Consider the following 19,679-nt stretch of genomic DNA (forward strand, 5'->3'; position numbering starts at 1 on the left):
GCGGAGCCGAACGGCTCCGCATCTGTTCTAGTCGCGCGGCTTTTCACGGAGTTCGTACGCCTCGATGACATCGCCCACCTTGATGTCGGAGTACGTCACCGTCAAACCACACTCGTATCCCTCACGGACCTCCGTCGCGTCGTCCTTCTCGCGGCGGAGCGAGGAGATCGTGACGGTTTCCGCAACAACGGCACTGTCTCGGATGAGTCGTGCCTTCGCGTTGCGACGGATCGTACCGGAGGTGACGAGGCAACCGGCGATGTTTCCGACCTTGGAGGAACGGAACAGCGCGCGGATCTCGGCCTGCCCGAGGGCAACCTCCTCGTACACCGGCTTGAGCATGCCCTTGAGGGCCTTCTCGATCTCGTCGATCGCCTGGTAGATCACCGAGTAGTACCGGATGTCGACGCCTTCGCGGTTGGCCAGCTCGGTGGCTTTGCCCTCCGCTCGAACGTTGAAGCCGATGATGATCGCGTTGGATGCCGACGCCAGGTTGACGTTGGTCTCCGTGACGCCACCGACACCGCGGTCGATGACCCGCAGTTCGACCTCGTCGTCGATCTGGATCCCGAGCAGCGCCTCTTCGAGAGCCTCGACGGTTCCCGAGTTGTCACCCTTGAGGATCAAGTTGAGCTGCGAAGTCTCCTTCAGAGCTGCATCGAGATCGTCGAGGCTGATGCGCTTACGGCTCTTGGCTGCGAGCGCGTTCCGCTTGCGTGCATTCCGACGATCGGCGATCTGACGGGCGATCCGGTCCTCGTCGACGACCAGAAGGTTGTCACCTGCACCGGGCACCGACGTGAAGCCGATGACCTGAACGGGCCGGGACGGCAACGCCTCGGTGACGTCCTCGCCGTGCTCGTCGACCATTCGGCGGACGCGTCCGTACGCGTCACCGGCAACGATCGAGTCACCGACACGCAGCGTTCCGCGGGCGATGAGCACGGTCGCGACCGGCCCACGACCACGGTCGAGGTGGGCCTCGATGGCAACACCCTGAGCGTCCATGTCCGGGTTGGCGCGTAGATCGAGCGACGCGTCGGCCGTCAGCAGCACCGCTTCGAGAAGGGCATCGATGTTGGTGCCCTGCTTGGCGGAGATGTCGACGAACATGGTCTCGCCGCCGTATTCCTCGGCGACCAGACCGTATTCGGTCAGCTGCTGCCGGATCTTGTCCGGGTTCGCGCCTTCCTTGTCGATCTTGTTGACCGCAACCACGATCGGCACATCGGCCGCCTGGGCGTGGTTGATGGCTTCCACCGTCTGCGGCATGACGCCGTCGTCGGCTGCAACCACCAGGATCGCGAGGTCGGTGGCCTTGGCACCACGGGCACGCATGGCCGTGAAGGCCTCGTGACCGGGGGTGTCGATGAACGTCACGAGACGTTCGTTGCCCTCGAGCTCGGTCAACACCTGGTATGCACCGATGTGCTGCGTGATGCCGCCTGCTTCGCCTTCGCGCACCGTGGTGTTACGAATCGAGTCCAGCAGTCGAGTCTTGCCGTGGTCGACGTGGCCCATGACGGTGACCACCGGGGGACGCTGTTCGAGATCGTCCTCGCCGCCGGCGTCCTCGCCGTAGGTGAGGTCGAACGAGTCGAGCAGTTCACGATCTTCGTCCTCGGGGCTGACGACCTGAACGACGTAGTTCATCTCGCCGCCGAGCAGCTCCAGCGTCTCGTCGTTGACCGACTGCGTCGCAGTGACCATCTCGCCGAGGTTGAACAGGGCCTGCACCAGTGCGGCCGGGTTCGCGTCGATCTTGTCCGCGAAGTCCGACAGCGAAGCGCCGCGGGCGAGACGAATGGTCTCGCCGTTGCCGCGGGGCAGCCTGACGCCGCCGACTGCGGGAGCCTGCATGCTCTCGTACTCGGCGCGTTTCGCCCGCTTCGACTTACGGCCACGACGAACTGCTCCGCCGGGACGACCGAATGCACCTGCTGCTGCGCCGCGCTGACCGGGACGGCCACCGCCGCCGGGACGGCCACGGAAGCCGCCTGCGGGAGCGCCGCCTGCGGGGGCACCACCGGGAGCACCCGGAGCGCCACCGCCGCGGTAGCCACCGCCGCCGCCGCCACCCGGACGTCCGCCCGGTGCGCCACCGGGGCGACCGGGGCGTCCTGCTGCGGGTCCCGGACGAGCCGAACGGGTCGGCATCGCACCCGGATTGGGGCGAGGAGGCATCGAGCCCGGGCTCGGACGAGGTCCGGCCTGGCCCGGAGCGGGACGAGGCCCACCCTGACCGGGAGCCGGACGGCTGCCGGCCGACGGTGTGGCGGGACGAGGCCCACCCTGTCCGGGCGCGGGACGTCCGCCGCCGGGACGCGGGGCTCCGGGAGCCGGCCGAGGAGCCGGTCGTTCCACGGGGGCCGAGGAGTAGGGGTTGTTGCCGACACGCGGAGCCTTGGGGCCTGGCTTGGGGCCGGGACCTGCGGGCTTGGGTGCTGCCGGGGCCTGGGTTGCGTCGGCGGTGTCGGCCGACGCGGCCGGAGCCTGCTCGACCGGAGCAGCGGGCTGCGCGGCGGGCGCGGCCGGTGCCGGAACAGCGGGTGCAGCCGGAGCTGCTTCGACGGGTTCCTGTGCTACCGGAGCTGCGGGTGCTTCCGGCTCTGCCTGGCGGGGTGCAGGCTTGGGGCCCGGACGGGGTCCACCGGGCTTCGCTGCGCCCGGCTTCGCGGTGCTGCTGGCGGCGCGATCGGCCGCTGCGCGACCGTTGGGTGCTGCTGCGGCGGGTGCCGACGCGTCCGCGTTCTCGGACGGGAAGGACTCACGAAGTCGACGGGCCACCGGGGCCTCGACTGTGGATGATGCGGACTTGACGAACTCACCCTGCTCTTTGAGCCGTGCGAGTAGTTCCTTACTGGTGACACCGAGTTCTTTTGCCAACTCGTGCACGCGGGCCTTGCCTGCCACTGCTCTCCTCACTGAGAGGCCGAGCGAGGCTTGGTGCCCGCACGACCTCGGGTTATCTCCGATGGACGTTCATCGTTGGTGCTTCACGGTGTGCTCATCAGTGCTGTTGCCTGTTCTTGTCGACGGGTGTTGCTCTTGTCGTATCCTCGGCCGGTAGTGGGCCGTGCTCTTCGAGCACGGCTGCCACTGCGGACGATTCCACATTTCCCGATATCCGAAACGCACGACCGAAAACTCGGCGTCGCTCCGCATTGTGCAGGCATTCTCGGCTGTAGTGCAACCACGCACCACGGCCGGACATCGAATGCCGGATGTCGGGGACGAGAGCGAATTCGTGCGAACCAGCTTCTCGAACCACGATCCTCAACAGATCGGCGGCCGGAACTCGCTCCCTGCACCCGACGCATGTACGAATCGGCCGGGCTTTCACAACCGGATACTCGCGTTCATGCTTCTGGGAAGAGACTTCGTTACCGAACCATCGACCACTCTACCGCTGTATTGCCTCGAACTCCGCATTCCGGCCCTATGCGCTGGTCGTCTCGGGTGCCGCCGCATCGCTGCGGATATCGATACGCCAACCGGTCAGTCGAGCAGCCAGTCGAGCGTTCTGTCCTTCCTTGCCGATCGCAAGAGAGAGCTGGTACTCCGGAACCACCACACGAGCCGCGCGAGCAGCAGCATCCACGACCGTCACAGAGACAACCTTGGACGGTGAGAGCGCATTCCCGACGAACGTGGCCGGGTCCTCGTCGAAATCGATGATGTCGATCTTCTCGCCCGCCAGTTCACTCATCACGTTCCGCACCCGCTGCCCCATCGGTCCGATACAGGCACCTTTGGCATTGAGGCCCGACACCGTGGAGGCGACAGCGATCTTCGACCGATGACCCGACTCGCGTGCGACCGCCACGATGTCCACGGAACCGTCGGCGATCTCGGGTACCTCGAGGGCGAACAATTTGCGCACCAGATTCGGATGGGTGCGTGAGAGTGTGATCTGCGGGCCCCGGTTGCCCCGAGCGACTCCGACGACGTAGCACTTGATGCGTTCGCCGTGTTCGTACGTTTCACCGGGAACCTGCTCGGCGGGAGGCAGGAGTCCGTCGGCCCCGTTGGCGTCGCTGCCGATGCGCACGATGACGGTGCCCTTGGCGTTGGCGCGCGTGTCGCGCTGGATGACGCCGTTGACGATCTCACCCTCGTGAGTGGAGTACTCACCGAACGACCGCTCGTGCTCGGCGTCGCGCAGGCGCTGCAGAATGACCTGGCGCGCGGTGGTGGCTGCGATACGCCCGAAGCCCTCCGGGGTGTCGTCCCACTCGGAGATCACGTTGCCGTCGGCGTCGATTTCCTTGGCCATCACGCGAACGGATCCGGTCTTGCGATCGACATCGATCCACGCGTTGGACTGGTGCCCCTCGGTGTGCCGGTAGGCGGTCAACAACGCGGTCTGGATAGTCGAGATCACCATCTCGATCGGAATTCCCTTGTCCGCCTCGATCGCCCGCAGTGCGGCAATGTCGATATTCACTTGTTCGACCCTTCTTCCGGTGCTTCCACATCCACGATTTCGTCGGTGTTCGCAGGCGAGGGCCTGCTGCCGACCACGCCACCCGCCAAGTCCATCTCCTCGGCGGTGGGCCTTGAAAATTCCACCTGTACAACAGCTTTCACGACGTCTGTCAGAACTATCGACCGCGTGGACAGCACGCCCTTCTCCTTGGTCACCACGGTGACCGAATCTCCGTCGAGTAGACCGACCCGACCGTCCAGCTTGCTCTCGGCCAACTCGATGCGCACCTTGCGTCCGCGGGCCCGACGCCAATGCCGCGGCTCGGTCAGGGGCCGGTCGATTCCGGGAGTGGTGACTTCGAGCGTGTACGGCGCTTCACCGAAATCCGTCACCGCATCGAAGGCGTCGGAGATCTCTCGGCTCAGCTCCGGGAGCGCGTCCAGGTCGATGCCCTCTTCTCGATCGACCATGATGCGCACCGCGCTGTGCTTGCCTGCTGCGACGACGTTCACGTCTTCGAGGTCGTAGCCCCGTTCTCGAACGAGGTCGGCGAGTAGTTCGACAACCCTCTCCTTGGACGGAACAGGCATGTCGCGAACTCCTCGTGTGTAGTTGTGGGCGGTCCGACGAGCGGCAGCCGGACTGCGTTTGCCGAACCAACAGAGTACCGCCCCGCAGACACTGCTCGTGACCACGCACGCCGTCACGACACGCGGGCATGGCACGTGCAGGCGCTGCGGTCTGGCACGATGTCGGGGTGCCCACGCCGATCGCCCCCTTTGCGCTCAGTCGCCGCGGGTTGTTCCGACTCGCCGGTGCCGCAGCCCTGTCTGCGGCCACCGTCTCCACCGTTGCGGCTTGCGCCCAGGACGAGATCTCCGGCCCCGCGCTCGATTCTCTGACCGCACAGCTGCGTGCTGCCCGTAGCGACGCAACGGATGCCACAGCGGCAGCGACCGCGATTCCCGACTACGCAGCTGCGCTCGGAGTCGTTGCGGCTCAGCGGACAGAGCACGCCGATGCGCTCGACACCGAGATCGCCCGCGCCACCGGTGCAACGACCGACACCTCCACGTCAGCCAGCACGACCACCGTCGCTCCCCCGGCTCCGCCACCGGACATCGCGGCGGTGCGGGAGATGTTGACCACGTCCGCTCGCAATGCAGCGGACGCGGCTCGAAACGAAAGCGGTTATCGGGCCGGTCTTCTCGGTTCGATCAGTGCGTCGTGCACAGTGTCGGCTCTGGTGGTGCTGGCATGAGCGATCTCGGTCCGGAACAGCAAGGTCTGGTCGACGCCCTCGAAGCCGAGTACGCGGCGGTATTCGCCTACGGCGTCGTCGCGGCGTTCTCCAACCCCACGCGCGCCGACCTGGTCGCAACGAACACTGCTGCCCATCGTGCACGCAGAGACGCAACCATCGACGCGCTCCAGGCAGCCAGTGTCGCCGTCCCCCTCCCCGATCCTGCATACGCATCACCGTTTCCGGTAACCGACGCGATCTCGGCCACTCGGTTGGCTGCCCAGGCCGAGATCGACACGTGTGTGGCGTGGCGTTCGCTGATCGAACGCAGCCAGTCCGGCGGTACGCGCGAGATGGGAGTCCAGGCGTTGACCGACGCCGCGGTTCGGCTCGCGACGTGGCAACAGATCCTGGGAGTCACACCGTCGTCGACGGCATTTCCCGGTCGACCGTGACGGCCTCCGCCCCAGCGGCGGAACGACCCGGCATGAACAGTGCCGCGACCAGTCCGATCCCGACTGCTCCTGCGCCGACGAGTAGGGCCGGTGCCAGAGCGTCGGTGTAGCCGGTGGGCGTCAACGATCCGCCGTTACCGATGAACACGGCTGTCAGCACCGCGATCCCCAGCGCGATACCCACTTCGCGCATCGTGGAGTTCGCGCTGCTCGCCGTGGCGTGATCGTCGACCTTCATGTCTCGCAACACTGCCGTCGCGGACGGCGCGAACGTCAGGCCCATGCCCACGCCGGCCATGAGCAGCGCCGGGACCATGGACAGGTACTCGGTGTCGGGCCCGAGGATCAGAGCCATCCACACCAGCGACACCGACTGCAGCGCCAAGCCGCTGACCAGCAATCCACGGAGCCCGACGCGCTCCGCCAACAGGCCCGCAATCGGCGCGACCACCATCGGCGCTGCGGTCCAGGGCAGCGTACGCAGGCCTGCCTGGAACGGTGTGTAGTGCATGACTATCTGCAGGTACTGCGCAAGAAGGAACACAGCTCCGAACATGCCGAGCGAGAACGTGATTCCGATGACGTTGGCGAGGGTGAAACTGCGTGATCGGAACAGCGCCAACGGCAGTACGGAATACCGGGTGCGAGACGCTCGCGCGACGAACGCGACGAGCAACACCGCAGACCCGATGGCACTGCTGAGCACTGTGGTCGACGCCCATCCGTCGTCGTTGCCGTGAACCACCGCCCACACCAACAGGAAGACGCCACCGCCGGCAAGCAGCACACCGAGCAGATCGAGCGGCTGGGTCCGTCCCGTCGATTCTTTCAGCGCTGTGTAGGCGAGCGGTACTGCAACCAGTGCCACTGGAACGTTGATCCAGAAGATCGCCTGCCAGGAGATGCCGTCGACGACGGCTCCACCGACGACCGGCCCCAGGGCCACACCGAGGCCGGAGACTCCGCCCCAGATCCCGATTGCCATGGCGCGCTTGCCCATCGGTACCACCGCGGCCAGCAGGGTCAACGACAACGGCATGATCGCGGCAGCACCTACGCCCTGCACAGCCCGCGCCGCGATGAGCATGGCCGGGCTCGTGGCGAGTGCACTGGCCACCGAGGCGACGGTGAAGATCGCGATGCCACCGAGGAACACCGCCCGTCTGCCCCACCTGTCACCGAGCGTCGCCGCGGTGAGCATGAACGTGGCGAAGCTCAGGGTGTAGGCGTTGAGGAACCACTGCAGCTGGCCGACCGACGCGTTCAGATCCTGCTGAATGACCGGCAGCGCGCTGGTCATCACCAGATTGTCGAGTGTTGCCATGAACATCGGTAGGGAAGCCGCGAGGATTCCGAGCCACACCGGAATCGACCGAGCGACAGGATGATGTGCAGGCGGAGAGGCTGTAGCGGTCACGGCGAACGTCCCGTCTCGAGTTTGTAAGCATCGAATGATTACTTACGAACGACCGTAAGTTATCGACTGATAACCTGTCAACATGTCCGACACTCCCACGCCCAAGCCCAGAGCAACCCGGATGGACGCGGCCGACCGTCGAGAACTCGTCCTCGACGCCGCAACACGTGCGTTCGCACGCGGGGGCTTTGCCGGAACGAGTACCGATGCAGTGGCGAAGGAAGCGGGCGTGTCGCAGCCGTACGTGGTCCGGATGTTCGGAACCAAAGTCGAATTGTTTCGGCTGGTCTTCCAACGCTCCATCGACGGCATCATGACGGCATTCGACGCGGTGCTGGCCTCGGGGCCCCTGGACCCAGCAGACGACGAGACCTGGGCCGACCTCGGCGGTGCCTACGCCGATCTGGTGGCCGATCGCGACCTGCTGATGGTCATGATGCACGGGTTCGGCGCAGGGTCGGTACCCGAGATCGGCCGTCAGGCACGAGAAGGAATGGGCGCGATCTACAGCCAGATCCGCAACGGGACCGGGTGTTCGGAAGATCAGGCTCGGCAATTCATCGCGCACGGAATGCTGCTCAATGTCTTGATATCGATGCAGGCACCGGAGCATCCGGAGGACAGCGCTGGACTGCACGAGATGACGATGTGCGCGTTCGGAACCAAGCTCGTTCCAGCCGATCCCGGACTGCTCTGAAGGCTAGGGACGCATCTCGTACCGACCGTCGTACGAGACGACCTCGTTCCACACCGTCTCGAAACGGTGGCCGTCGACCACCGGTTTACGAATCGAATCCAGAGCCCACTGTTGTTGCGCAGCGGTCGACGACGGCTTCCCGTACAGCGCGACGGCATAGCCGGAGAAGTCCCTGATCTGGAAATCGAAGATCTGGTCCATCATCTCGTTCGAGATCTCGTCGGCCTGCTCGAGCAGGAGGTGGCCGTAGACGACGAGCGAGAACAGGTGGCCCACCACGAGTAGAAAATCGAGGTCCTTCTGCTGCGCTTCGTCGGGCGCGCACTCGGCGAGAAACGACCTGAACGCCTGCGCCTGCTCGTAGAACCGTCCGACATTGGGGATACCGGAGTGCTTCTGGTACACCGGATTCCAGTCGTGGAACCGCACCGAGCTCGCGCCTCTGGCCGGGCCTTGAGCGAAGAAGAAACTGTCGTCGACCGGCTCGGTTCGGGTGCCGACGTCGGGGTAGTCGGTGGGCGAGAACATGTACGCCGGCATGAACTTGAGCATCAGCGCAACGTTGACGTGCACGGTGCCCTCGAGCTTGGGAAGCGTTCCGATCAGCTGGGCGGCCTCACGGAAGTAGGTATTCTTCTCGTACCCCTTGGCTGCGATGACGTCGTGCAACAGCCGAACGACGGTTTCGCCCTCCGAGGTGACCTTTGCCTTCGTCATCGGATTGAACAGCAGGTAGCGCCGGTCCTCGGGTCCGGCAGCGCGGAAGTAGTCCACCGCGCGGGCGCTGAAGAGTTTCATCGCGATCAGACGCGAGTAACCGTCGACGAATGCGCTGCGCACGTGCGGAAAATCGGTGACGCGATTTCCGTAGAGAATTCTGTTGTTCGCATGTGTGATCGCCTCGTAGAACGCATGCTCGCAGATGCCGACCGAACCGGTGCAGAGATTGAACTTGCCGACGTTCACCGTGTTGAGTGCCGCCGAGAAGGCATCGGCACCGGTATGCAGGATGTCCTGCCCACGGACGGGGTAGCTCTCCAGCGAGAACGTACTGACGTACATCTGGCCGTGCACGACACTCTCGCGCAACTGATACGCGGGATGCGCGCTGTCGGCTACGAAGAACACGTACGAATCCGGTCCCTCGATATCGGTGCGCCGACCGAACACCGACACCATCCCGGCCACGTTGCCGTTTCCGATGTAGTACTTCTCCCCCGACGCGGTGAACTCGAGGTCGGGGTCGTCGGCCGAGGGCGTCAACAGCATGTCGGTGGAATACACGTCGGCACCGTGTGCCCGCTCGGACAAGCCGAAGGCCATGACTCCGCCGCGGTCCAACTCGGCTGCGGCACGGCGCTTGGCGTCGTCGTTCGCACTCATCCAGATCGGCCCGAGCCCGAGGACGGTGACCTGCCAGGTGTACCAGTACGCAAGACCGTAGAACCCGAGAATCTCGCTGAGCGCAGCGTTGCGCGCGGCGTCCCATCGTGTGTTCGGCAATCCGTCGGCGTACGCGGCGGGTGTGGAGAACGTCGCGAACAACTTCTGCTCGGCGACGAATTCCAGAAAGTCTGCGGGCCAGACGCTGTCGAGATCGTCCGCCAGCAGCCTGCCTTTACCGCGGCTCTCGAACCACTCGATCAGTGCGCGCAGCTGTCGGCGAGAGTCTTCGTCGAGCTCGGCCGGGTCGAAAGTCGTCGGATCGAACAGCGCATACTGAGCCACGGTGTGACCTCTCCTAGTCGTTGCCCCGAAGCTACCAGCGGGGTAAACGACCGCGCAGAAAGATCGCGAGAGAAGTCCTACGGGGTGTGCCGCACGGCCTTCACGATCTCCTCGACCGCCGAATCGATGTCCAGTTCGCGACTCTCACCGGAGAAGCGGTCGCGGATCTCGACCTTGCCGTCGGCCCAGCCGCGGCCGAGAACGACCACGAGCGGAACGCCGATCAGTTCCGAGTCCTTGAACTTCACTCCCGGCGACGCCTTGCGATCGTCGAACAGTACCTCTATTCCCTGCGTATCCAGTTGCGTTGCAATGGATTCCGCACCGGCGCGCGCAGCGTCGTCCTTGTTCGCGATCACCAGATGAACATCGGCAGGCGCTACCTCCGACGGCCACCGCAGGCCCTTGTCGTCGTGCATCTGCTCGGCGATCACAGCGACCAGACGCGAGACACCGACGCCGTAGGAACCCTGCACCAGGCGGACGGGCTTACCGGCCTCGCCGAGGACATCGACCGAGAACGCGTCGGTGTACTTGTAGCCGAGCTGGAAGATGTGTCCGATCTCGATCCCGCGGGCACTGACGAGCGGACCACGACCGTCGGGAGACATGTCACCGTCGCGTACCTCGGCCGCTTCGATGGTGCCGTCGGGAACGAAGTCACGACCGGCCACGAGGTTCACCACATGCTTGCCCTTGACATCCGCGCCGGTGATCCACGACGTCCCGTCGACGACCCTCGGATCAACGAGATAGCGAACACCGTTGGCCTGCAACGCGCGCGGTCCGATGTACCCCTTGACCAGGAACGGATTGGCCGCGAAGTCCGCGTCGGTCAGCAAGGCGAACTCGGCGGGTTCGAGCGATGCTTCGAGCCGCTTCTCGTCCACCTCGCGGTCGCCGGGCAGCCCGACGGCGAGCAACTCCCACTCCCCCTCGGCATTACGAACCTTGAGCAGAATGTTCTTGAGAGTGTCGGCCCCGGTGACGGTACGGCCCAGATCGGCACCGTTGGCCCACTCGACCAGAGTCGCGATGGTCGGGGTATCGCCCGTTTCGTAGTCGACTGCAGCCGGCTGCCCCTCGATGGGGAGCGGCTCGGGTGCCGGTGTCGTGACGGCCTCGACGTTGGCCGCGTAACCCGACTCGACGCATCGAACGTACGTGTCTTCGCCGATGTCGCTCTCGGCGAGAAATTCCTCGGATGCACTGCCGCCCATGGCACCGGACGTCGCAGCGACGATGACGTAGGAGACGCCGAGCCTGGCGAAGATACGCTGGTAGGCCTCACGGTGGGCGGCGTAGGACTTCTTCAGTCCGTCCTCGTCCATATCGAAGGAGTACGAGTCCTTCATGACGAATTCACGCCCGCGCAGAATGCCTGCGCGGGGACGCTCCTCGTCGCGGTACTTGGTCTGGATCTGGTACAGCGTGACCGGAAGATCCTTGTAGGAGTTGTACTCGGCCTTCACCGTCAGCGCGAACAGCTCTTCGTGGGTGGGCCCCAGCAGCATGTCGTTGCCCTTGCGGTCCTGCAACCGGAACAGTGCGTCGCCGTACTCGGTCCACCGATTCGTGGTCTCGTAGGGCTCGCGCGGCAGCAGGGCGGGCAGCGAGATCTCCTGCGCACCGATGGCGTTCATCTCCTCGCGTACCACGCGCTCGACCTGGCGAAGGACCCGCAAACCGAGGGGAAGCCACGAGTAGACACCCGGCGCGATACGACGAACGTAGCCGGCGCGAACCAACAGCTTGTGGCTGTCGACCTCGGCGTCGGCCGGGTCGTCGCGAAGGGTACGGAGGAACAACTGCGAAAGACGGGTGATCACGGGTTGTCAGACTAGTCGGTTGCGCAGCACCTGTGAGCAGGTGGCCGTGCAGTGAGTAGCCTTGACTACCGTGCTGATTCTCCTTCCTCCCTCCGAGACGAAGTCCGACGGCGGTTCCGGAGCACCCCTCGATCTGGACCGATTGGCGTTGCCGTCGTTGTTGCCCCTTCGCAGAAAGCTCGCCGATGCCCTGGTCGAGTTGTCCGGCGACGTCGACGCCTCCATCACGGCGCTCGGCCTCGGTCCCACCCAGGTCGACGAGATCGAACGCAACGCCCGATTGTGGACCTCCCCCACCACGCCCGCCCTGCAGCGGTACACCGGCGTGCTCTACGACGCACTCGATGCGCCGTCGTTCACCAGGGCCGGTCGCGCCCGAGCACACGCGAGACTGTGGATCGGATCGGCGCTGTTCGGGGCCGTCCGGGCGTCCGATCCGATTCCGTCGTACCGGCTCTCCGGCGGATCGACGATTCCCGACTTCGGCACACTGCGATCGCATTGGAAGCCGGAACTGTCCGACGCGATCCTCGCCGAGGACGAGGGCATCGTCGTCGACCTCCGCTCCGGCACCTATCAACAGCTCGGTCCCGTTCCCGGCGCGATCACCGCTACGGTGCTCACCGAGAAGCCCGACGGCAGCCGATCGGTGGTGAGCCACTTCAACAAGCATCACAAGGGACTGTTGGCACGCGCATTGACCCTGACCACCGCCGAGCCCAAGGATGTGAAAGCCGTTGCACGCGTGGCATCGAAAGCGGGGCTTCGAGTCGAAGTGGCGTCGACGACCGAACTGATCGTGCTCACCGAATGAGCGATGTCCCCGGTCTGCTCCGCACGGGAGCCGACGCGTCCGTGGGCAAGACCAAGAGCCAACGCGTCGCCGACGACGTGGCCGATCGGCTGGTGTCGATGGACGCGACCGCACTCGGCTCTCTGGCACTGACGAACATGATCGAGACCCTGTACGAAAACGGTTGGCAGCCGTTGGATCTGGTGCACGTGGTGCGGCGTCAGCACACGATGGCCGTGACCACCCTCGCGGCGGCGGCACTACTCCATCAAGCCGATCTCACCGATGCGGATTCACGGGCCCCACAGGACTGGGTGGATCAGATGTCGTCGATCTGCGAGCAGTTCCCGAAAGTTGCGACGAGGGTCGAGTCCACCCCCGACTTCCTGACGGCATACCTCACCTCCTCCGGCAAGTCCGACTACATCGCCGCCAGTGATCAGTGGCTCGACGTGCTGACCCTGCTCGGTCAATGGCAGACACTCCCCCGGTGGCCTCAGCTCGGCCCCAAGCCGTCCCAGTGGCCGCGCACTCGTCCCACGGTGTCGGGTGTCGCCGGCCCCGACTCACCGAACACCAAGATGCTGAGCAAGATTCGTGGCCTGTTGGCCAAAGCCGACGCCACGGACTTCGAGGAGGAAGCCGAGACGTTGACGGCCAAGGCGCAGGAGCTGATGACGCGCTACTCGATCGACACCATGCTGCTCTCCCAGGGACACATCGACATTCACGGCCGACGGGTACATGTCGACGGCCCCCATGCCCCAGCCAAGGCGCAACTGCTGCATGTCGTCGGAACTGCCAACCGCGTCAAGGCGATCTGGGACTCCGAGTTCGCCGTCGCAACCCTGGTGGGTGCCCCGGTGGACGTGGAACAGACCGAATTGCTGTTCACCTCCCTGCTGGTCCAGGCAACCCGCGCCCTCGGTCATTCGCCGGAAGCGAAGAAGCGCAAGAAAGCCGGCTCGGCTGCCTTCGGTAAGGCCTTCCTGTACGCATATGCGATCCGAGTCGGAGATCGCTTGACCGACGCCGATGCGCACGCACTCGAGGAGGCGCGCCACGACTCCGGTGATCTACTACCGATACTGGCGGCGCAAACGGTCGCAGTGGAGGCCGAGTTCGATCGATTGTTCCCGACGGCGAAGCCGATGCGCGGTCCGCGTCTGGACGCGGAGGGCTGGGACTCGGGCCAGGCGGCTGCGGATCGGGCCGACCTCTCGCGCTGAGGTGTGATGTCACTGCCGGTCCGCAAGGCAAAATGATTCTGTGCCCGACACTCTCGACGACATCATGACAAGAACCTCGGAATTGCTCTCCGAGCGCAACATGGCCGCGCTGTCGACGTTGATGGCAGGTGTGTCGACCACCGACGCGGTGCGGATACTCGAGCGAGTCGACTCCGCTCGCCGCGCGGTGCTCTTTCGCCTACTGCCCAAGGACGAGGCGGTGTCGGTGTTCGAGCGGTTCGACGCCACGGTGCGCAGCGAGTTGTTCGAGAGCCTGCGTAGCGACGACGTCATCGCGCTGTTCGAGGACCTCGACCCGGACGACCGAGTCGAACTGCTCGACGAACTTCCGTCCAATGTCGCGCACCGGATGATGAGCGGACTGTCCGCCGCGGAGCGAGCGCTGACGGCACCCATGTTGGGCTACGACCGTGGATCGGTCGGTCGGCGGATGAGCCCCGAATACGTACGCGTGCACTCCGATACCACGGTGGTCGAGGCACTCGATGCCGTTCGTCGTACCGGCGCGGATGCCGAATCGGTCTACCTCCTACCGATCACCGACCAGCACCGCACGCTGGTCGGTGTGGTGACTCTTGCCGACCTGGCGACCGCGGCACCGACGACCCCGGTGGGCGATCTGTACTCGGATCACCCGGTGGTCAAGGCGGACTCGTCCGCCGAGATCGCGTCCCGGCTGTGCTTCGAGCACCGGAGTCCCGCGGTGGTGGTCGTCGATTCCGAGGAACGGCTGATCGGCATTCTCACTCTCGAGCAGTCCGCGCGCATCCTCGAGGAGGCAGAGGACGAGGATGCCGCCCGGGCAGGCGGCTCGGAGCCACTACGGCGTCCCTACCTGTCCACGCCGGTGCTCGCCATCGTTCGCTCCCGTGTGGTGTGGCTACTGGTCCTGGCATTGTCGGCAATTCTCACGGTGCAGGTACTCGAGATCTTCGAGCATGCTCTTGCCGCCGTGGTCACTCTCGCCCTGTTCATCCCTCTGTTGACCGGGACCGGAGGCAACACGGGCTCGCAGGCAGCGACCACTGTCACCCGAGCCCTCGCGTTGGGCGACGTCCGTCCGCGCGACATTGCCGCAGTGCTGTTTCGAGAGGTTCGGGTCGGCGCGACCATGGGTGCGATGCTCGGCACCCTCGGCTTCGCCATCACAGGACTCGTCTACGACTGGCACCTCGGGGTCGTCATCGGAACCACTCTGCTGTCGATCTGCACCATTGCGGCCACCGTCGGCGGTGCCATGCCGTTGGTTGCCAAGAAGATCGGCGTCGATCCGGCTGTGTTCTCGACGCCGTTCATCTCGACCTTCTGCGACGCAACGGGTCTGATCGTGTATTTCCTCATCGCCAAGGCTGTTCTCGGCGTGTGATCAGCCCTGCTCGTCAGCCATTCTGGGCGTCTTCCTGAGCTGCCTGGGCCTGGGCGACCTGCTGCGGGGTGAATCGGATGAAGAGGGCCGCGAAGCCGGCTATCACGGCGCAGACGGCGCAGCAGAACAAAGCGAACATGTAGCCCGAGCTCAGTGCATCGAGTTGGCTCTCGTTCATCAGTGTCGCGGGCCCGGAGATTCCGCCCAGCGAGATGGTGCGCGAGGTGACCAGCGCTCCGATGACGGCCAGGGCCAACGGGCCACCGAGGGTTTGGGCAACCAGGGAAATCGCCGTCAACGGCCCGATCTCGGTGGGGCTCACCCCGGCGATAGCGCACAGCGGTAGCGGCACCACCGTCAGGCCGACACCGAAGCCGATGCCGATGACGGGAAAGAACAGTCCGGGGAAATACGACGAGTCCGCGTTCATCGTCGTGACCGACACCATGAGCCAGCCGACCATGATGACGGCACCGCTCAGAATCAACCAGCGGGGAGCGATTCGGGTCACCAGTTGCGAGGCCAGGAACGCCGCGGCACCGAGTCCGAAGGCGAACGGCACGAACGCCAGACCGGCATGAAGCGGGCTGTATCCCAGGATGTCCTGGACGAACAGGGCCACGTACGCGGCGAGGCAGAACATCACGCCGCCGGCGAAGAAGATGGCCACGAAGGTCGCGACCCGATCCCGGTTGCGGAACAGCGAAAACGGCAGCAGCGGATTGTCGGCACGACGCTCGACCAGCAGGAACAGTCCGAGGAAGAGCAACCCCGCGATCAGCGAGACGATGACGATCGGGTTGGTCCAGCCCAGTTCGGTGCCCTCGCTCAAGGCCAGGACCACGCCGGTGCAACCCAGTGTGGCCAGAATCGCGCCGGGAACGTCGAGGGGCAATTTTGCGCCCACCGTCTCCTGCAGCGACACGACCGCAAGCACCACGATGACCACGCCGATCGGCACGTTGATCAGGAAGATCCAGCGCCAGGACACCTCGGTCAACGCGCCGCCGATGATGAGCCCGGCAATGGAGCCGACACCCGTCATGGCCGCGTAGATCGCAATGGCTTGATTGCGCACCGGGCCGGGCGCGAAGGTGGTAGCCACCAGCGCAAACGCCGTGGGCGACGCCACCGCGGCCCCGACCCCTTGCAGGGCCCTGGCAGCGACGAGCGTGGCTTCGTTGACCGCGAGACCGCACAACAGCGACGCGATCGTGAACAGCACCACACCGGCCAGGAACATCTTCTTGCGCCCGAATGCATCGCCGAGCCTGCCGCCGAGCAGCATCAGTCCGCCGAACGCCAGAGCGTACGACGTCAGCACCCAGTTGCGGCCGGCGTCGGACAGCCCGAGATCGGCCTGCAGGGGTGCCAGGGCCAGGTTGGCGACGGTGCCGTCGAGCACCACCATCAGCTGCAGGCCACTCAGGACGATGATCGCCATCCCGAACGCTCGGGTCGTCACCGGATATTTGATCTCGGTGGCGGAGGTCTGGGACATCGATGACTCAGGCACGAGCGTTCACGTTACCGGCGTTCACGGAGAAACCGGCAACGGTCCCGATAACGACGATGGCAGGAGGCCTGATCCCTGCTTCACGAACGGCCTCGGCAACGGTGCTCAGGTCCGCCCGAACTTCACGCTGCGTACGCATGGTGCCCTCCTGCACAACGATGACCGGGGTGTCGGACGGCCGTCCACCGGCGACGAGCACCTCGGCGAACTTCCCGATCCGCTCGACGGCCATCAGCAGCACGATCGTGCCCTTGAGCTTGGCGAGGGCGTCCCAGTCGACCAGCGAATCGGGGTGATCGGGTGCAACATGGCCGCTGACGACCACGAACTCGTGGGTGACGGCGCGATGCGTCACCGGGATGCCTGCGGACGAAGGCACCGAGATGGCACTGGTGATGCCGGGTACCACGGTCACCGGGATTCCCTCGGCAGCGAGGGCTTCGAGCTCCTCGTATCCTCTGCCGAACACATAGGGGTCGCCGCCCTTGAGCCGAACGACGAACTTGCCCGCTTTCGCACCGTCGATCAATGCCCGATTGATCGCTTCCTGCGCCATGGCACGGCCGTACGGAATCTTCGAGGCGTCGATGACCTCGACATGCGGACCCAGTTCGGCGAGCAGCTCGGGGGGAGCAAGGCGATCTGCCACCACGACGTCCGCGTAGGCAAGCAGTCTGCGGCCCCGGACAGTGATGAGATCCGGGTCGCCCGGTCCTCCACCGACCAGCGCGACGCCGGTCATCGGCGCGTGGGCCGAGTCGGCGACGACCCCGGACTGCAGGGCCTCGATCACCGCGTTGCGCACCGCCGCGGAACGCCGATGCTCGCCGCCCGCGAGCACACCGAGGGTCAGGCCGTCCCACTCGGCCGAGGCCGGAGTGACCGCCGTTCCGTCCTTGGCGATGTCGGCTCGGACGCAGAAGATCTTGGACGCGGTGGCCTCGGCGACGATGGCGACATTGGTGTCGGCCTCGTCCGTGCAGGCGATGGCGTACCAGGCGTCGGCGAGGTCACCCTCGCGGTAGTCGCGCAACTCGAGCGTCACCTGGCCCGCGGTCGCCATGGCCTCGACAGCAGGCGTGGCCTCGCGAGTGATCACGTGCACCACGGCGCCGGAGGAGATGAGCAGCGGCAATCGGCGCTGCGCGACGGTGCCGCCTCCGACCACGACGACGCGTCGACCGTCCAGATTCAGGCCGACCAGATAGGGAGAGTCAGTCGCGTTCACGGGAAGAAACGCTACCGCGCGCGCTGCACTCGCTTTTCGTCCCATACGGGCTCACCGGATTCGTAAGCCTGCCCGGTACTGCCGAACACCAGAAATCGGTCGAAACTGCGGGCGAACCAGCGGTCGTGAGTGACCGCGATCACCGTGCCTTCGAACGCCGCGATCGCGTCCTCCAGGGCGTCGGCGGACATGAGGTCGAGGTTGTCGGTCGGCTCGTCCAACAGCAACAGCGTTGCGCCCGAGAGTTCGAGAAGCAGGATCTGCACGCGGGCCTGTTGACCGCCCGAGAGATTGTCGTAGGACTGCTCGGCAGCACGGGCCAGACCGTAGCGGTCCAGTGCCCGGCCCGCGGCCTCCCGCCCCATGCCGTCACGGTGTTCGTTGCCCATGTGCAAGATGTCGAGCAACGTGTTGCCCGCAAGGTCCGGGCGAGTGTGTGTCTGCGCGAACAGTCCCGGACGCACGCGCGCACCGAGGACCGCCGTGCCGGTATGGGGCACCGGGTCGAGTGCCAGTTCCTGGACCGGCTCGTGCTCCTTCTCCGGATCGGTGCCACCGTTGGCGAGCAGCCGCAGAAAGTGCGATTTGCCGGAACCGTTGGACCCCAACACCGCAACGCGGTCTCCATACCAGATTTCGGTGTCGAAGGGCTTCATCAGACCGGTCAGTTCCAGAGCAGTGCACACCAGCGCTCGTTTGGCCGTCCGACCGCCTCGTAGTCGAACGGTGACGTGCTGCTTCAGCGGCACCGCCTCCGGGGGTCCGGCCTCTTCGAACTTGGCCAAACGGGTCTGGGACGCGTGGTATCGGGCGGCCACCCCGTCGTTGAACTTCGCCTTCTCACGCAGTCGCAACACCAGCGCACGAAGTTTGACCAGTTCCTCGTCCCACCGCCGCCGCAATTCGTCGAGCCGAGCATTCCGGTCCTCGCGGGCGGCGTGATAGGTCGCGAATCCCCCACCGTGCACCCAGGACGTAGCACCGCTCACTCCCGGTTCGAGGGTGACGATCCGATTCGCAGCGTTGGCGATCAGCTCACGATCGTGGCTGATGAACAGCACCGACTTGTCCGAGTCGCGAATGGTCGCCTCGAGCCAACGCTTGCCCGGCACGTCGAGGTAGTTGTCCGGCTCGTCGAGCAGCAACAGGTTGTCGGGCCCGGCGAAGAGTGCTTCGAGCACCAGACGCTTCTGTTCACCGCCACTGAGCGTCGATGCGGCACGCCACTTGGCCCGGTCGAACGGCATGCCAAGTGCGGCGGTGGTGACCTTGTCCCAGAACGGCTCGAGATCGTAACCGCCGACGTCACCCCAATCCGACAGTGCCTGGGCGTACTTCATCTGGGTCTTCTCGTCGTCGATCTCGATCATCGTGTTCTCGGCGTCGTCGAGTGCCGCAGCCGCCGCGCGGACGGCCGGCGACGCAACCGAGAGCAGCAGGTCGCGCACGGTCGAGTCGTCGCGCAACTGGCCGACGAACTGTCGCATCACTCCGAGCGAGCCGGAACTCGACACCGAACCCTCGTCGGCGGTCTCGTCGCCGGCGATGATCCGCGTCAGCGTCGTCTTGCCGGTTCCGTTCGGGCCGATCAATGCCGTCTTGGCACCGTCGCCCACTCGAAATCCGACTCCGTTCAACAGCTGCCTGCCGTCGGGCAGGAAATACACGATGTCGTTGAGTTCGAGGTGGGCCACAACGAACCAGCCAACCTCATCGGCACCGCGATGG

The 19,679-nt window shown here is 65.3% G+C and carries 16 protein-coding genes; 6 read left to right on the forward strand and 10 right to left on the reverse strand.

Annotated elements, in window-relative coordinates:
* Positions 1-27 precede the first annotated feature (27 nt).
* The 4 genes from infB to rimP all read right to left on the reverse strand — a co-directional run bounded on the left by infB (position 28) and on the right by rimP (position 5,019).
* Complete coding sequence (gene infB / locus CH286_RS23585; protein WP_094610534.1) at positions 28-2,913, reverse strand: translation initiation factor IF-2; 2,886 nt, start codon at positions 2,911-2,913, stop codon at positions 28-30.
* Positions 2,914-3,010: 97 nt separating this feature from the next.
* The gene (locus CH286_RS23590) at positions 3,011-3,343 is read right to left on the reverse strand and encodes a YlxR family protein (protein ID WP_176458329.1); all 333 of its coding nucleotides are present in this window, start codon (positions 3,341-3,343) and stop codon (positions 3,011-3,013) included.
* Between the two features lie 96 nt (positions 3,344-3,439).
* A complete protein-coding gene (gene nusA / locus CH286_RS23595; protein ID WP_032377079.1) occupies positions 3,440-4,447 on the reverse strand; it encodes a transcription termination factor NusA in 1,008 nt (335 codons plus the stop codon).
* Entirely contained in the window at positions 4,444-5,019 is a 576-nt protein-coding gene (gene rimP, locus CH286_RS23600; RefSeq protein WP_032378206.1) for a ribosome maturation factor RimP, read from the reverse strand. Before rimP ends, nusA begins: the two co-directional genes overlap by 4 nt.
* Before the next feature lie 128 nt (positions 5,020-5,147).
* Between rimP and CH286_RS23605 the strand changes: the two genes are divergently transcribed.
* Both CH286_RS23605 and CH286_RS23610 read left to right on the forward strand, forming a co-directional pair.
* Positions 5,148-5,690 carry a hypothetical protein gene (locus CH286_RS23605; protein ID WP_249305469.1) on the forward strand — a complete coding sequence of 181 codons (543 nt, stop codon included), beginning with the start codon at positions 5,148-5,150 and terminating at the stop codon, positions 5,688-5,690.
* A complete protein-coding gene (locus CH286_RS23610; protein WP_032403217.1) occupies positions 5,687-6,127 on the forward strand; it encodes a ferritin-like domain-containing protein in 441 nt (146 codons plus the stop codon). The genes CH286_RS23605 and CH286_RS23610 overlap by 4 nt, the downstream gene beginning before the upstream one ends.
* Here CH286_RS23610 and CH286_RS23615 read toward each other — a convergent pair.
* Positions 6,090-7,544, reverse strand: a complete 1,455-nt coding sequence (locus CH286_RS23615) for an MFS transporter (RefSeq protein ID WP_249305471.1) — start codon at positions 7,542-7,544, stop codon at positions 6,090-6,092. The two genes, CH286_RS23610 and CH286_RS23615, sit on opposite strands and share 38 nt — an antisense overlap.
* A gap of 82 nt (positions 7,545-7,626) precedes the next feature.
* Between CH286_RS23615 and CH286_RS23620 the strand changes: the two genes are divergently transcribed.
* Positions 7,627-8,241, forward strand: a complete 615-nt coding sequence (locus tag CH286_RS23620; protein ID WP_032403216.1) for a TetR/AcrR family transcriptional regulator — start codon at positions 7,627-7,629, stop codon at positions 8,239-8,241.
* A 3-nt stretch (positions 8,242-8,244) separates the two neighbouring features.
* Here CH286_RS23620 and CH286_RS23625 read toward each other — a convergent pair whose 3' ends face one another.
* Together CH286_RS23625 and CH286_RS23630 are read right to left on the reverse strand one after the other, a co-directional pair.
* Positions 8,245-9,969: an acyl-CoA dehydrogenase family protein gene (locus CH286_RS23625; RefSeq protein ID WP_032403215.1), complete on the reverse strand. Its 1,725-nt coding sequence runs from the start codon at positions 9,967-9,969 to the stop codon at positions 8,245-8,247.
* A 77-nt stretch (positions 9,970-10,046) separates the two neighbouring features.
* On the reverse strand, positions 10,047-11,798 hold the full coding sequence (locus CH286_RS23630; protein ID WP_094610535.1) for a proline--tRNA ligase: 1,752 nt from the start codon (positions 11,796-11,798) through the stop codon (positions 10,047-10,049).
* A gap of 70 nt (positions 11,799-11,868) precedes the next feature.
* Between CH286_RS23630 and yaaA the strand changes: the two genes are divergently transcribed.
* From yaaA to mgtE, 3 genes are read left to right on the forward strand one after another with little or no spacing between them, the layout of a single operon-like run.
* A complete protein-coding gene (gene yaaA / locus CH286_RS23635; RefSeq protein WP_032403213.1) occupies positions 11,869-12,612 on the forward strand; it encodes a peroxide stress protein YaaA in 744 nt (247 codons plus the stop codon).
* A complete protein-coding gene (locus tag CH286_RS23640) occupies positions 12,609-13,820 on the forward strand; it encodes a DUF2786 domain-containing protein (protein ID WP_032403212.1) in 1,212 nt (403 codons plus the stop codon). The genes yaaA and CH286_RS23640 overlap by 4 nt, the downstream gene beginning before the upstream one ends.
* A gap of 40 nt (positions 13,821-13,860) precedes the next feature.
* Entirely contained in the window at positions 13,861-15,207 is a 1,347-nt protein-coding gene (gene mgtE / locus CH286_RS23645; RefSeq protein ID WP_094610536.1) for a magnesium transporter, read from the forward strand.
* A 13-nt stretch (positions 15,208-15,220) separates the two neighbouring features.
* Here mgtE and CH286_RS23650 read toward each other — a convergent pair whose 3' ends face one another.
* Genes CH286_RS23650 through CH286_RS23660 form a run of 3 tightly spaced genes read right to left on the reverse strand, consistent with a single transcriptional unit; the run spans position 15,221 to position 19,645 of the window.
* On the reverse strand, positions 15,221-16,708 hold the full coding sequence (locus tag CH286_RS23650) for an MFS transporter (RefSeq protein ID WP_094610537.1): 1,488 nt from the start codon (positions 16,706-16,708) through the stop codon (positions 15,221-15,223).
* A 7-nt stretch (positions 16,709-16,715) separates the two neighbouring features.
* A complete protein-coding gene (gene cobA, locus CH286_RS23655) occupies positions 16,716-17,951 on the reverse strand; it encodes a uroporphyrinogen-III C-methyltransferase (RefSeq protein WP_032403606.1) in 1,236 nt (411 codons plus the stop codon).
* 11 nt (positions 17,952-17,962) lie between these two features.
* Positions 17,963-19,645, reverse strand: a complete 1,683-nt coding sequence (locus tag CH286_RS23660) for an ATP-binding cassette domain-containing protein (RefSeq protein WP_032403210.1) — start codon at positions 19,643-19,645, stop codon at positions 17,963-17,965.
* Positions 19,646-19,679: the final 34 nt, after the last annotated feature.

This window comes from Rhodococcus sp. WWJCD1 (assembly GCF_002258735.1).
In the GTDB taxonomy this organism is placed as follows: Bacteria; Actinomycetota; Actinomycetes; order Mycobacteriales; family Mycobacteriaceae; genus Rhodococcoides.